The sequence below is a fragment of the Pseudomonadota bacterium genome (genome assembly GCA_016195085.1).
In the GTDB taxonomy this organism is placed as follows: Bacteria; Pseudomonadota; Alphaproteobacteria; order SHVZ01; family SHVZ01; genus JACQAG01.
Window position 1 is genome coordinate 69,414 of record JACQAG010000018.1, and the last position, 12,693, is coordinate 82,106.

The following is a 12,693-nucleotide window of genomic DNA, read 5'->3' on the forward strand; positions in this document are numbered from 1 at the left end:
CACTGCTCTTCAATGGACATCGATCCGGCTTTGGCGGTGATTGACCGAATTGGATCGGTGGTGTCGGGTGCGATGAATCTATCGGCCGACGAGAAAGCGCCAGAGTACGACGATGACACTGGATAGCAGCTCTTGTCCAAACTCGCGGCTATGCCGTGCGCGGCGATTGTGCAGGAGAGCTCTTCTCACATTGGGCCAGGCGTCATTCCCGATTCCACTCGTAACTAACCACCTCAACACTCTTGCCAGTCGCGTGACCTATGCTGGGTGTTCCGAATGCCTGCGTAAGTCCCAGATTTCATAGAGGGCTAACGCCAGGATGAGCACGCCGACAATGGCGACGTTCGCTGTCGGCACCAAAGCCACCATGCCGAGGACCCAGGGCGAGACCGCTAACCACACACCCAAAGCGACGTTGACCCATTCCTCCCAAACACTGAAGGCCGTCAGCGTGATGTTCTGCAATACGACCAATACCAGCCCGACCACGACAGCGTTTGTTGTTACTGTCTGGTCGTTGGCAAATTGAAGTGCCCATGGTGAGACGGACAGCCAGATGCCCAGGGCCAGGTTGAGCCAATCCTCCCACTGCTCAGGTCGCGAGAACTTGCCGATCGCCATGTTGCCTCCTCGAACCGCCAGGCGGTTCTAGCCGGTATTCGGGCTTAGGGCCTATCTCCCCAGGCTTTCCCGCTGGGCCTTCGTTCCAAGGCCAATCCGGTTCGCCGTCTTGGACCGCTCCTCTGAATACCGAGGGGCGACCATCGGATAATCGGCCGGTACCAGCTTCATCTTGCCGCTCGATCTCTTCGTGGTTCAAGTCATTGCCTGTGCGGCGTCGTTCTACGCGCACGTGTTTTTCGACAAGGAATATCACGTCGAGGGATCGCGGCTTCGGCAGTTCGCGTGGTTTAGACGGATGCAGGAACTTCGCCATTCGATCCGAACTCTTCCGTTTGAATTTCTTCCGCGTGGTCTCGGGACGAATTCTTGTCTAAGCCACGCTGCTTCGACCCCCGGGTAGATGTCGATAAAGTGTCGATGGTGCGACGTTCAACCGGCGCGCGACTTCCTCAACGGTGATCTCGGCATCTTGCAGCATCGCCTTTGCGGCAGTCAGATCACGGCCAGACAGGGATGGCGGCCGACCACCCTTGCGGCCACGTGCACGGGCTGCGTCTGTCCGCTAAAGTGCACTGATTATCCTTCGACGAGGGAGGTCACGATGCGTTTCGGGACAACCGCACTCTTGCTCCTCAGCACCGCCGCCTTTGCAGGATCTGCTGCCGCACAAACGACGCCCACACCATCGCCGACGACGCGAACGGTGGTCGCGGCAACCAAGTTGCCAAGCGTGATCGACACCCCGCTCCAATTCAAAGCCGTGAGTATCACCATTCCACCAGGAGCGATGAGCCGTGTCACGGCACCTACCGGCATTCTCTACCAGCTTGCTGGATCGACGGAGATCTCGATCGGTGGAGAGTCAAAAACATTGACCGCTGGGGATGGACTATTTATCGCCGGTGGAAAGGCAGCGTTATTGAAGGCGGGAAGCGCGGAGGCCTCGACTTTCCTCCACTTCCTACTTGCGTCAACTGGCGAGGTAGATAGCCCTCTCGGGACAGCACCCGCCGACGTGAAGGAGCTCTATCGCACTGCGGCACCGATACCCAACCTTAAGCCCGGCAGTTACGATCTCAACCTGACGCGGGTCACCTTTCCAGCACACATGGCATCCAACCCGCCACATCATCGCTCAGGAGCGGCACTCTACTACATCATCTCCGGAACTGGCGCTAACACGGTCGAAGGCAAGACAGAGGCTAGAGGACCCGGCTCATTTATTTACGAGCCGTTCGGCCTCGTGCACCAGTGGGGAAATCCTGGGGACATGCCGCTGACGTTCCTGGCCTTCAACATCAATCAGGAAGGAGTTGCAGCGGTTGTTTCGGGTGCACCCTGAAGACTCATGGCTGTCATGGCCCGATTTTCGCTACCAAAAGACGTGATCCCGCAAGATACATTGCACATGGCAAGCGCCTTCATCGCCCGCTACGGTGATCGCGCCGCGATCGAAGTTGCACTTCGACCTTGCCGCCGGGTATGTGAGTCTCCTGGCCAAGCTGCTCAATGGCGCTAAGAAGGTCCGACAACCCGCACCCCCCTAATGGGTGTGGAACTTGGCTTGAATAACAGGCTAACGGCTTTCACTTGCTTGTCCGGCATTGAACTAGCCGACCGTGCGAAACCGCAAAAAAATGACGTAATCCGAAACACACAACGGGGGCGTTGGCTCCTGCCCCGTTTCGTTTCCCAAGTCCATTTATCAAAACAACCCAATCGCTTAGACCGGTGGGAGCGGAGGGATCTACTGCACTCCACCAATCGCCGCCCTGCGTGCCTATCGATCTATGGATGCACCGTAGCGGCGGACGGATTTGAACCGCCGACCAAGGGATTATGATTTTGGTGCGCCAATGAGACTCCTCAATCGATTACGCGATCGAGGGCACGCACCAGGGGGACGTTTCGCCATCCGCACCTCACACGGGAGCGAGAGGTGATGATCTGTGCAGGAGCGCGGGCCACGCTTAGGTTCGGCCCGAGTTCGAGCAGAGGCAGGCTCGCCAGCACAAGGAGCGAGTCGACAACATTTACATTGTTAACAACGAGCCGCGCCCGGCTCTCCGCGTTCGTATGGTATTTAGCGTGAATTGCTAGTATTGCTGGGATCAACTCGCGGCCTCGGTTATGGGGCCGATGCCCGCGAGCCATTCTGCCGCTGCCGTGGCCGTGAGTAACTCGGCACGGGCGGTCGCAAGTGTCGTCACGCGTAAGGAAAATCGGGCAAGCGGTCGACATGATTCCGTCGCTTCATGGTCGCTTCGCCACTCGTGGTGGGCTCGTCGCGGTTGCGCGCTATGGTGCCCTGCTGGTCCTGGTCGGCGTGCCTTATGCGCTTATGGCAAAGGCCTCGTTTATGCTGGCCTCGCCGTCGCCGATCTGGCCGCCCACTGGCTTTGCCATCGCCGCCGTCTTGCTCTGGGGCTACCGGGTCTGGCCCGCGATCCTCATCGGCGCCTTCCTCGTCAACTTCACCACCGAGGGTTCGCTCTACGCCTCGGCCGCGATCGCCGCCGGCAACACCCTGGAGGCTTTGGTCGGCGGCGATCTCGTTCTCTCCTGGTCGGGCGGTACCGACACCTTCCAGACGCCGGGGAGGATAGCACGGTTCGCGCTCATCGTCTGGATCGCTTCCTCGATCAGTGCCACCGTCGGGGTCAGCAGCATCAGCTTTGCGGGCTTCGCGCCCTGGGATGCGTTCGCCTCGATCTGGGTCACCTGGTGGCTGGGCGACATGGCGGGCGCGCTAGTGGTGACGCCGGTCATCGTGCTTTGGGTGAAGAATACCGAGCCGCACACGGGAGTGGCACAGGCAATCGAGCTCATGCTGCTATTGGCCGCCACGGCGCTGGTCGGGCTCATCGCCTTCAGCCCGCTCCTGGAGCAGACCTCGAACCGCGATGCGCTTGGTTTTCTCGGCATCTTGCCGTTGTTCTGGGCGGCGTTGCGCCGCGGACCGCGGGACACCGTGAGCGTCGCCTTGGTGCTGGCAGGGTTCGCCATCTGGGGTGCGGTGGTCGGAGGCGGACCTTTCGCCCGCTCTGGCCTGTACGGGACCCTCAACCTGACAGTGATGTTCATGGTTAGCGTCACTGTGCCGAGCCTTGTACTAAGCGCCGAGGTGGCGCGGCGCCGAAAGACGGAAGAGGAGCTGCGGCAGAAGCATGACATCGTAGAACAGCGAGCCGAGCTGCATGCCGCCGCGCTTGCAGAGATCAACGCCGCCCTAAACTTGGCGAACGAACGTCGGATGCGGCTCGAAACCGAGCTCCATAAACACCGCATCCAGTTCTTGGAGGCGCAACGGTTAGCCAATCTCGGCGGCTGGAGCTGGGATATCGTCCACAATCTCGTGTCCGGTTCCGATCATCTCTTCGCCATCTTCGGCGCATTGCCACATGAGATTTCCCAATCCCTGGAGGCGTTCCTGGAGCGCATTCACAAGGACGACCGGAAGCGGGTCGAGGCGCAACTCAGGAACGCGGCCAGAACCGCGGGTAAGTTCTGGTTCGAGACCAAAATCCTCCGTCCCGACGGCAGCCTGCGACATCTGAGGGCCGCGGGTGAGGCGGTGATCGACGAGGCCGGTATTCCCAGCCACCTGCTGGGCGTGTTCCACGACGTGACTGCCCGCAGGCAAGCGGAAGAGGCACTACGGAAGCCGATCAGCAGCTGAGAGACGACGAACAAGCCGCGCGGCAATGCGATGCGCACATGGCGAAATGGCTAAAGAACGAGACTGTCTTTGCGTCAAGCACGCCGGTAGCCGATGACTAGGTGGACAGACCACGAACTTGAGGCGAACGCGCGTTCGCCCGCATGTCCACCCCTTGGTTTATCAAGCAACAGAAACCCGCAGAAACCGCGGTATTCTGAAGTAAAGAACGGGGCACGCAAGTTGCTGCCCCGTTCCCACATGTTACCGCTGATTCTTGAACTAAATCAGCGGCTTAAATCTGGTAGCGGCGGACGGATTTGAACCGCCGACCAAGGGATTATGATTCCCCTGCTCTACCGCTGAGCTACGCCGCCTTACGGTGCGCCATGCCCGCCCTTCTGAGCCGCTGACTGGCATCGGCTCCGGCGGGGACTGAGGCTAATAGGGTAGCGGCCCCGAGAGTGTCAAGGCTGGGGACGCCCCACGCCGAGGTCGCCGGATGCGACCAGCACCCCCTCCGTCGCATGCTTCAGCCGAGTCCCGCGACCGGCGTCCAACTCCGCCCGGCGGATCCAGCCGCCGCCGAGCACCCGCGAGCCCCGGTAGAAAACGCAGCCCTGGCCCGGCGCGATGCCGTGATGCGGCTCGTCGAGCTTGACCACGACAGTGCCATCGGGCGAGACCTGCAATTCGGCGTCGATTGGCGCCATCGCCGAGCGCAGCTTCACCGCGACCTTCGTTCCACTGGTCGGGCCGGAGCCGTGCCCGAGCCAATTGACCGCGCCCAACGCCACTCGATCGCGAGCGAGCGCGTGATGGGGGCCGACCACGACCCGCCGCGTCTCCGGTTCCAGGCCAACGACATAGAGCGGCTCGCTCGCCGGGCCATCTCCGCCCACCCCAAGCCCGCGCCGCTGGCCGATGGTGTAGCCGATGATGCCGCGGTGACGGCCGAGAACGCGGCCGTCCACATGAACGATGTCGCCGCCCTCGCTCGCTCCCGGCCTGAGCTTGGCGACGAGGTCGGCGTAACGGCCCCGGGGCACGAAGCAGATGTCTTGGCTGTCGGGCTTGGCCGCGACCGGCAGTCGGTGACGCTCGGCGATCGCCCTGGTTTCTCGCTTTTCGAGGCCGCCCAAGGGGAAGCGCAGATAGTCGAGCTGCTCAGGCGTGGTCGCGAACAGAAAATAGCTCTGGTCGCGGCTGCCATCGGCGGCACGATGCAGCTCCGAGCCCTCGCTACCAACAGCGCGGCGGACATAATGGCCGGTCGCCAGCGCATCGGCGCCGAGCTCGCGGGCGACCCGGACGAGGTCGCGGAACTTCACGGTCTGATTGCAAGTGATGCAGGGGATCGGCGTCTCGCCCTTGAGGTAGCTGTCGGCGAAGGCATCGATCACCTCCTTGCGGAACCGCGCCTCATAGTCGAGCACGTAATGGGGAATGCCGAGGCGGTCTGCGACAAGGCGCGCGTCCTCGATGTCCTGGCCGGCGCAGCAGGCGCCCTTGCGGCCGATGGCAGCACCTTGGTCGTAGAGCTGGAGGGTGACGCCCACCACCTCGAACCCGGCCTCGACCATGAGTGCCGCGGCGACCGAGGAATCGACGCCGCCGGACATGGCGACCACCACCCTGGTCAGGCCGATGGGCTTGTCGATGCCGATCGCGTTCATGGGCGCTACTATAGCAAGCCCGTCGGCCCCGAGACCACGCCACCGGCGGCACCCGGGGCCGATTGGATCGATCGCTTCCGATTTTGCCGCCGGGCTTGGCGATCATGTCCGAAAATGGCGAGAAATGCCCCGGCCGAACACTCATAATCCGCCCATGGAACTCGATCGCGACGCCTGCTACCGGGCGCTGCTCACCCGCGATGCCAGGTTCGACGGCCGCTTCTTCAGCGCGGTCAAGACCACCGGCATCTTCTGCCGGCCGATCTGTCCGGCCCGCGTGCCGAAGCGGGCGAACTTGACCTTCTTCGCCACGGCTGCCGAGGCGCTCGGCGCCGGCTATCGTCCCTGCCTTCGCTGCCGGCCGGAGGCTTCGCCCGACCTCGCCTTCTGGCGCGGCACGTCGAACAGCGTGTCGCGGGCGCTCCGCCTCATCTCCGAAGGGGCCCTCGACGAGGACGGCGTCGACGGCCTGGCCGCACGGCTCGGCCTCGGCGAGCGGCATCTCCGGCGTCTCTTTCAACGCCACCTCGGCGTCTCGCCGATCGACGTGGCACAGACACGGCGGCTGTTGTTCGCAAAAAAGCTCATCACCGAGACCGCAATGCCGCTCGCCGAAGTAGCGCTCGCCGCCGGCTTCGGCAGCGTGCGCCGCTTCAATGCCGAGATCCGCCGAACCTACGCGCGCGCGCCGCGCGAGTTGCGGCGCAGCCACGGCGAGACGGGCGGCGGCACGGCGATGCGTCTCTCGCTGCCCTACAGCCCACCCTATGACTGGCCCATGCTGCTGGCGTTTCTAGGCGCGCGCGCCATACCCGGCGTCGAGTCCGTCGCCGACGGAGCCTATCGCCGCACCATCGCCATCGACGGCGCCCATGGCACGGTCGAGGTCCGGCCGGCCGCGGATGGCTCGCCCAGATTGATGGCATGCATCCGGTTCCCGAAGGTGACCGCGCTGCCGACGATCGTGGGACGCCTCAGGCGCGTCTTCGATCTCGGCGCCGACCCCGCGGCGATCGCCGCCGACCTCTCCAAGGATCCAATCCTGGCGCCTTTGCTGGCGGCCCGCCCGGGCTTGCGCGTGCCCGGCGCTTGGGACGGCTTCGAGCTCGCGGTGCGCGCCATTCTGGGCCAGCAGGTGACCGTGGTGGCGGCAACCAAGCTCGCCGGCAAGCTGGTGGCGCTCTACGGCGAAAGGCTGCAGCAAGAAGAGGGCGCCGGCGCGGACGAAGATCTGAGCCTGGTGTTTCCGCGGCCGGAACGGATCGCCGATATCGATCTCGCGCGGACGCTGGGGATGCCGCGCGCCCGCGGCGTCGCCCTCTCCAGCCTGGCGCGTGCGGCAGCATCGGATGCTCGGCTCTTCCATCCCCTGCAGAGCCTCGAAGAGGCCGTGCTGCGCCTGCGGCAGCTTCCCGGTATCGGCGAATGGACCGCCCATTACATCGCCATGCGGGCGCTGCACGAGCCCGATGCCTTTCCCACCGGCGACATCGGCCTGCTGCGCGCCATGGCGACCCCCGAAGGGCGGCCGAGTCCGGCGGAGTTGCTGGCGGCCGCCGAGGCCTGGCGGCCCTGGCGCGCCTACGCGACCTTGCATCTGTGGATGGCCGATGCCGCGGCCGAAGCGAAGACGGAGAAAAAGGATGGAGCTCAAGATCGATCGACTGGCTTCGCCGATCGGCACGATCCTGCTCGTCTTTGACGATGCGGGATTGCGCGCGCTCGATTTCGGCGACCACGAGCCGCGCTTGCAGCATTTCCTCAAGCGCCACTATGGCCCGTGCACGCTCAAGACATCGTCGAGCCCGCGCGACATAAGCCGGCGCATCGAGGCGTATTTCGAGGGCGAGCCGAACGCGCTCGACGGGATTCCGCTCGAGACCGGCGGCACGCCATTCCAGCGCAAGGTCTGGGCGGCCTTGCGCAAGATTCGCTTCGGCGAGACTACGAGCTACGGCGAGCTCGCCGCCAGGATCGGCAAGCCCAGCGCCTGCCGGGCGGTGGGTCTCGCCAACGGCGCCAATCCCATCGCCATCGTCGTCCCTTGCCACCGGGTCATCGGATCCGACGGCACGCTCACCGGCTATGGCGGCGGCCTCGAGCGCAAACGCTGGCTGCTGCAGCATGAGGGTGCCGCCTTCGTTGCCCCGAAGCCGGCGGCCGCCGCCTAGCGAGCAGCCACGTGACGTGGCGTCTGCCCTCAGCGCCTCGGGCGACGGCCTCCGGCGGTTGCGCCTGCAATGGAAGCAGGCGGGTGCTGTCGCATCGGCGCCGAAGCAGCCGATTGCCGCGGTACCGGCGGGATTCGTTGAACGGATGCGGCCCTTGGATTGACCTGGCTCATTTCGGCCAGCTCGAGGCCAAAGGATTCCGCCAGGCCGCGCCGACCGGAGGCGGTGATGGTGACGGCGCGGCTGTCTTTGACCCGCTCGATCCATTTCAGATCGAAGCACCTGGTGGCGAGTGCCGCCCCGATGGCGCCGGCGATGTGCGGGCGCCGCTCGGTCCAGTCGATGCAGATCCGGCAGAAGCAGCGCTTTTGCCGCGCCGCACGATCGAGATCGATGCCGAACTCGGTAAGGAAGCGGGTGCCGGTCTCGGTCACTTCGCCGCCATCCTCGCCCAGCGCCAGGATCCCGCGCGCCGTCAACGCATCGGCGAACGCCACGCCGAGCCTGCCGGCCAGATGGTCGTAGCAAAGCCGGGCGTGGCGCAGCGCATGGTCCTTGGGCGAAGGCGGGCGAAAGCGCGGTGCGGCGTCGACCGCAACCGAGGCGATCGACTCCAGCATGCGCGCGACCTCGGCCGACGCGAGCCGGTAATAGCGATGGCGGCCCTGCTTCGCCACCACCAGCAATCTGGATTCGGTGAGCTTGCGCAGATGCATGCTGGCCGTTTGCGGGGTGATCCGCCCGGCATAGGCGAGCTCGCCCGCGGTCAGCGCGCGCCCGTCCATGAGGGCAAACAGCATGTTCTCGCGGGCCGGATCGCCGACCAGCGCGGCGATCTCGGCAATCGAGGTTCCAAGGCTCATGGGCGGAATAATAGGCACGAATAGACGGCCATTCACGCGCCATCGCTTCGCCCGCGGACGAAGCGATCGACCGTGACCTTCGCCCGCGGAGGCATCACCTTCACCTCCGATGAAGAAAGCGAGGCAGACGATGCGCACCGGCGGCAAACAGGTTCGGCAGCAACCGCTCATGCTCGCCAGGCAAGGCGGCGAGCGCCTGGGAATCTTCCATGGACTCATCCGGCGGCTCTGGCAAACTCTGCTGGTCTGGCAGGCGCGCGCCAACAGCCGGCATCATCTCTCGATGATGGGCGAGCGGGAGCTGAGCGATATCGGAATTAGCCGCCTGGATGCGGGACGGGAGATCGACAAGCCGTTCTGGCGTGCGTGATGCTCTTGCTCCCTCTCCCATGGGGAGAGGGGCGGGGTGAGGGGAAGCGGCCGGGCAAGGCTTGGTGGCCGTGGCGGCGCGGTGAGATTGCCCCTCACCCCGGCCCTCTCCCGGCGGGAGAGGGAGCAAGAAAGAAAAGAGAACGCTTCGCCTCAGTCGCGCTCCTCGAGCCAGGCCATCTGGATCGCTTCCAGGATCTTCTCGTTCGAGCGCTCGGCGTCGTCCTCGAAACCCGGAAGCGCCATCACCCATTTGTGCAGATCGGTGAAGCGGATGGCGAGAATGTCGACCTCGGGATGGGCCTCCTCGAGTCCGATCGCGATATCGCGGATATCGATCCAGCGCATGCCCATCTTCGGCCCTCCCTCGCTGCTGATCCGTCAGGTCTTGTCGACCATCATGTTGCGGGTGGCCGACGGGAGCGTGACGGTGAGGCCGTCGAGCTCTTCGGTCATGACGATCTGGCAGCCGAGCCTGGAGGTGTGGGTGAGCCCGAAGGCGAGGTCGAGCATGTCCTCCTCGTCCTCGGTTGCCTCTTTCAGGCGCTCATAGTCTTCCGCGTCGACGATCACATGGCAGGTGGAGCAGGCAAGCGAGCCCTCGCACGCACCCTCGAGATTGATCGAGTTGCGGTGGGCGATCTCCAGCACCGACAATCCGATCGGCGCTTCGACCTCATGGCGGGTGCCGTCGGGATCGATGAAAGTCATCTTCGGCATAGCAGTCGGAGGCTCCGTCTCTTCACGGTTGTTGCTTGTCGGGCGCCAGGCAGCCGCCCGGGTCGCCCTGGAATTCTTCGAGCTTGTGGCCGGCGAGCGCCAGGCGGATCGCCTTGTCCATGCGCCGCTCGGCAAAGGCGCGGGAGGCTTCTTCCAGCTGCTCGACCGCTTGCTTGATGGCATCGCGGTCGCCGCCCTGGAGGCGTGCCTCCACCGCTTTCTCGGCGGCCCCGATCCGGACGCGCTCGCCCGGCTCGAGGAGAGCGGTATCGGCCTTGAGCGCGGCGGCGAGCGCCAGCAGCACCCGCTTCGCCTCGACCTCGGCCTCGATCAGGAGGCGGCGCTCCATGTCCTCCTTGGCGTGCTCGAGGCTCTGGCGCAGCATCGTCGCCATCTCGTCCTCGCTCAAGCCATAGCTGGGCTTGACCTCGACCCGCTGCTCGATGCCGGTGGTCTTCTCCCGGGCGGAGACAGTGAGGAGGCCGTCGGCATCCACGGTAAAGGTGATCCGGATCCGGGCCGCACCCGCGACCATGGCTGGAATGCCGCGCAGCTCGAAGCGCGCCAGCGACCGGCAGGCATCCACGGTCTCGCGCTCGCCCTGGACCACATGGATCAGCATGGCGGACTGGCCATCCTGGTAGGTGGTCATTTCCTGGGCCTTGGCGACGGGGATCGGCGTGTTGCGGTCGATCACCTTCTCGACGATGCCGCCCATGGTCTCGATCCCGAGCGACAGCGGCAGCACATCCAGGAGCAAGGTGTCGGAGCCGACGGTGAGCGCTTCGGCCTGCAAGGCGGCACCCAGCGCCACCACCTCGTCCGGATCGATATCGGCCAAGGGCTCGCTGCCGAATAGATCGGCGACCAGGCGGCGCACCAGCGGCACCCGCGTCGAGCCGCCGACCAGCACCACGCCCTTGACCTTGTCCGGCGCGACCCCGGCATCCACCAGAACGCCGCGGCAGATCGCCACGGTCCGCTCGACCAGCGGCCGGATCATCGCCTCCAGGCCCGGCCGATCCAGCCGATGGCGGCTGACCCGGCCGCCCACTTCGATGCGCCACTCGCCGTCGTCCTGGTCCGAGAGGCATTCCTTGGCCAGGCGCGCCGACTGGAGGGCCAGCTTGACCTCGGTATTGCTCGGCTTCACGCCCGCGTGCTCGGCGAGGAACCGCTCGGCCACGAGATGATCGAAATCGTCGCCGCCGAGCTGCGCATCGCCGCCCGTCGCCAGCACCTGGAACACCCCCTTCTCCAAGCGCAAGAGCGAGATGTCGAAGGTGCCGCCGCCCAAATCGTAGATGGCGTAGAGGCCTTCGGCCCCCTTGTCCAAGCCGTAGGCGAGCGCCGCCGCGGTCGGCTCGTTCACCAGGCGTAGGGGTTCGAGGCCGGCGAGCCGGGCCGCATCCTTGGTGGCGAGCCTGGCGGCATCGTCGAAATACGCCGGCACGGTGATGACCGCATGGGCGACCGGCCGGTCCAGGTGCTCTTCGGCGATGGCTTTGAGGCGCTTCAGGATATCGGCGGAGATCTCGACCGGACTCAGGCTCCGTCCATTCAGCTCGAGGCGGACCATGCCGCCCTTGGCCGCATCCAAGCGATAAGGCAGCGTGCCGGCCAGCGCCTTGACGTCGTCGGCGCCGCGGCCCATGAGCCGCTTGATCGAGCTCACCACCGCCTCGGGCTCATCCAGCAGCAGGTGCCGAGCCTCGGCGCCGACGATGACGCCGCCCTCTTTGGGGTAGGCCACGACCGACGGCACCAGGCTCCGGCCTTTTTCGTCGCGCAGCACTTCGGGCTTGCCGTCGACCGCGATCGCCACCACCGAGTTGGTGGTGCCGAGGTCGATGCCGATGGCGAGCCGGCTGTCGGCCTCGTGCGGGGTCGGCGTCTCGCCGGGCTCGTGCAGCTGGAGGAGCATCATCCGGCCTTGGCTGCGAAAAAGCGGAGACGACGCTGCTCGGTCTCCTCCTGCAGCTTCGAGAGATATTTGAGGCGGAGGGTGAGCCGGTGCGCCAGGGCCCGATCGGCGGCGGCGAAGGCAACCGCGAGCCGGTCGCGGCAAGCCCCGACTGCCGCTTGGGTGCGGGCAAGCGCGTCTTCGACCGCAGCCGCATCGGCGGCCTCGGCGAGGGCTTCGCGCATCTCCATCGCCTCCATCAAGAGCTCCCGATCGTCGATGGTCTTGCCGTCCCCGGCATCGACCTCGATGCCCTGAAGGCGGAGGAGATAGCCTGCCCGGCGCACCGGGTCCATCAAGGTTTCATAGGCGGCGTTCAGGCTGCTCGCCTGGCTCTGGGAGAGCGCCCGCTCCCGCGAGCCTTTGGTCGCGAATCGGTCGGGATGCAGGCGACGTTGCAGCTGGAAATAGCGCCCTTCGACCTCGGCCGTGTCGATGGCGAAGCTCCGGGGGAGGCCGAGGCGGCGGAAATGATCGGCTTGCCCGGGCGGCTGCACCGCCCCGCAGGTCGGGCAGAAGGGCTCAGCCGCCGGAGTCGGGCCGCGGCAGGACCAGCAGGCAATCACGCTGGGCTCGGGGCCCCGCACAATGTCCTCGGCAGCGCTCATTCGCTGAGAGGCTCCTCATGAAGCGCAAGGGCGCCCGCGGC

General features: G+C 65.4%; 14 protein-coding genes and 1 tRNA gene. 5 read left to right on the forward strand and 10 right to left on the reverse strand.

Annotated elements, in window-relative coordinates; genetic code table 11:
• Nucleotides 1–258: 258 nt before the first annotated feature.
• From HY058_05055 to HY058_05065, 3 genes are all read right to left on the reverse strand, one after another.
• The gene (locus HY058_05055; GenBank protein ID MBI3496653.1) at nucleotides 259–570 is read right to left on the reverse strand and encodes an SPW repeat protein; all 312 of its coding nucleotides are present in this window, start codon (nucleotides 568–570) and stop codon (nucleotides 259–261) included.
• 102 nt (nucleotides 571–672) lie between these two features.
• On the reverse strand, nucleotides 673–792 hold the full coding sequence (locus HY058_05060; GenBank protein MBI3496654.1) for a MucR family transcriptional regulator: 120 nt from the start codon (nucleotides 790–792) through the stop codon (nucleotides 673–675).
• Nucleotides 793–994: 202 nt separating this feature from the next.
• Nucleotides 995–1,135 carry a helix-turn-helix domain-containing protein gene (locus tag HY058_05065; GenBank protein MBI3496655.1) on the reverse strand — a complete coding sequence of 47 codons (141 nt, stop codon included), beginning with the start codon at nucleotides 1,133–1,135 and terminating at the stop codon, nucleotides 995–997.
• A gap of 90 nt (nucleotides 1,136–1,225) precedes the next feature.
• On the opposite strand from HY058_05065, the gene HY058_05070 reads away from it, so the two are divergent.
• The gene (locus HY058_05070) at nucleotides 1,226–1,966 is read left to right on the forward strand and encodes a cupin domain-containing protein (GenBank protein ID MBI3496656.1); all 741 of its coding nucleotides are present in this window, start codon (nucleotides 1,226–1,228) and stop codon (nucleotides 1,964–1,966) included.
• An 897-nt stretch (nucleotides 1,967–2,863) separates the two neighbouring features.
• The gene (locus HY058_05075; GenBank protein MBI3496657.1) at nucleotides 2,864–4,303 is read left to right on the forward strand and encodes an MASE1 domain-containing protein; all 1,440 of its coding nucleotides are present in this window, start codon (nucleotides 2,864–2,866) and stop codon (nucleotides 4,301–4,303) included.
• A 281-nt stretch (nucleotides 4,304–4,584) separates the two neighbouring features.
• Here the strand turns inward: HY058_05075 and HY058_05080 are convergent.
• Together HY058_05080 and mnmA are read right to left on the reverse strand one after the other, a co-directional pair.
• Nucleotides 4,585–4,659 (reverse strand) — tRNA-Met (locus HY058_05080).
• A 90-nt stretch (nucleotides 4,660–4,749) separates the two neighbouring features.
• Entirely contained in the window at nucleotides 4,750–5,958 is a 1,209-nt protein-coding gene (mnmA, locus tag HY058_05085) for a tRNA 2-thiouridine(34) synthase MnmA (protein ID MBI3496658.1), read from the reverse strand.
• A gap of 154 nt (nucleotides 5,959–6,112) precedes the next feature.
• On the opposite strand from mnmA, the gene HY058_05090 reads away from it, so the two are divergent.
• Both HY058_05090 and HY058_05095 read left to right on the forward strand, forming a co-directional pair.
• Entirely contained in the window at nucleotides 6,113–7,660 is a 1,548-nt protein-coding gene (locus tag HY058_05090) for a helix-turn-helix domain-containing protein (GenBank protein ID MBI3496659.1), read from the forward strand.
• On the forward strand, nucleotides 7,602–8,129 hold the full coding sequence (locus HY058_05095) for a methylated-DNA--[protein]-cysteine S-methyltransferase (protein MBI3496660.1): 528 nt from the start codon (nucleotides 7,602–7,604) through the stop codon (nucleotides 8,127–8,129). Before HY058_05090 ends, HY058_05095 begins: the two co-directional genes overlap by 59 nt.
• Before the next feature lie 29 nt (nucleotides 8,130–8,158).
• Here HY058_05095 and HY058_05100 read toward each other — a convergent pair whose 3' ends face one another.
• A complete protein-coding gene (locus HY058_05100) occupies nucleotides 8,159–8,992 on the reverse strand; it encodes a winged helix-turn-helix transcriptional regulator (GenBank protein MBI3496661.1) in 834 nt (277 codons plus the stop codon).
• A gap of 169 nt (nucleotides 8,993–9,161) precedes the next feature.
• On the opposite strand from HY058_05100, the gene HY058_05105 reads away from it, so the two are divergent.
• Complete coding sequence (locus HY058_05105; protein MBI3496662.1) at nucleotides 9,162–9,362, forward strand: DUF1127 domain-containing protein; 201 nt, start codon at nucleotides 9,162–9,164, stop codon at nucleotides 9,360–9,362.
• Nucleotides 9,363–9,514: 152 nt separating this feature from the next.
• On the opposite strand, the gene iscX is transcribed toward HY058_05105, so the two are convergent.
• The 4 genes from iscX to hscB are packed head-to-tail and all read right to left on the reverse strand — an operon-like array spanning nucleotide 9,515 to nucleotide 12,652.
• Nucleotides 9,515–9,709, reverse strand: a complete 195-nt coding sequence (iscX, locus tag HY058_05110) for a Fe-S cluster assembly protein IscX (GenBank protein MBI3496663.1) — start codon at nucleotides 9,707–9,709, stop codon at nucleotides 9,515–9,517.
• Between the two features lie 33 nt (nucleotides 9,710–9,742).
• The gene (locus tag HY058_05115) at nucleotides 9,743–10,081 is read right to left on the reverse strand and encodes a 2Fe-2S iron-sulfur cluster binding domain-containing protein (GenBank protein ID MBI3496664.1); all 339 of its coding nucleotides are present in this window, start codon (nucleotides 10,079–10,081) and stop codon (nucleotides 9,743–9,745) included.
• A gap of 22 nt (nucleotides 10,082–10,103) precedes the next feature.
• Complete coding sequence (gene hscA, locus HY058_05120; GenBank protein ID MBI3496665.1) at nucleotides 10,104–12,008, reverse strand: Fe-S protein assembly chaperone HscA; 1,905 nt, start codon at nucleotides 12,006–12,008, stop codon at nucleotides 10,104–10,106.
• Nucleotides 12,005–12,652, reverse strand: coding sequence for a Fe-S protein assembly co-chaperone HscB (gene hscB, locus HY058_05125; GenBank protein ID MBI3496666.1), 648 nt, complete (start codon nucleotides 12,650–12,652; stop codon nucleotides 12,005–12,007). The genes hscA and hscB overlap by 4 nt, the downstream gene beginning before the upstream one ends.
• Nucleotides 12,653–12,693: the final 41 nt, after the last annotated feature.

Coding starts and splice junctions, on each gene's coding strand:
- HY058_05075 (MBI3496657.1), top strand. CDS start 2,864: ATGATTCCGTCGCTTCATGGTCGCTTCGCCACTCGTGGTGGGCTCGTC.
- HY058_05070 (MBI3496656.1), top strand. CDS start 1,226: ATGCGTTTCGGGACAACCGCACTCTTGCTCCTCAGCACCGCCGCCTTT.
- HY058_05105 (MBI3496662.1), top strand. CDS start 9,162: ATGCTCGCCAGGCAAGGCGGCGAGCGCCTGGGAATCTTCCATGGACTC.
- hscB (MBI3496666.1), bottom strand. CDS start 12,652: ATGAGCGCTGCCGAGGACATTGTGCGGGGCCCCGAGCCCAGCGTGATT.
- HY058_05090 (MBI3496659.1), top strand. CDS start 6,113: ATGGAACTCGATCGCGACGCCTGCTACCGGGCGCTGCTCACCCGCGAT.
- hscA (MBI3496665.1), bottom strand. CDS start 12,008: ATGATGCTCCTCCAGCTGCACGAGCCCGGCGAGACGCCGACCCCGCAC.
- HY058_05060 (MBI3496654.1), bottom strand. CDS start 792: ATGAAGCTGGTACCGGCCGATTATCCGATGGTCGCCCCTCGGTATTCA.
- iscX (MBI3496663.1), bottom strand. CDS start 9,709: ATGCGCTGGATCGATATCCGCGATATCGCGATCGGACTCGAGGAGGCC.
- HY058_05115 (MBI3496664.1), bottom strand. CDS start 10,081: ATGCCGAAGATGACTTTCATCGATCCCGACGGCACCCGCCATGAGGTC.
- mnmA (MBI3496658.1), bottom strand. CDS start 5,958: ATGAACGCGATCGGCATCGACAAGCCCATCGGCCTGACCAGGGTGGTG.
- HY058_05100 (MBI3496661.1), bottom strand. CDS start 8,992: ATGAGCCTTGGAACCTCGATTGCCGAGATCGCCGCGCTGGTCGGCGAT.
- HY058_05095 (MBI3496660.1), top strand. CDS start 7,602: ATGGAGCTCAAGATCGATCGACTGGCTTCGCCGATCGGCACGATCCTG.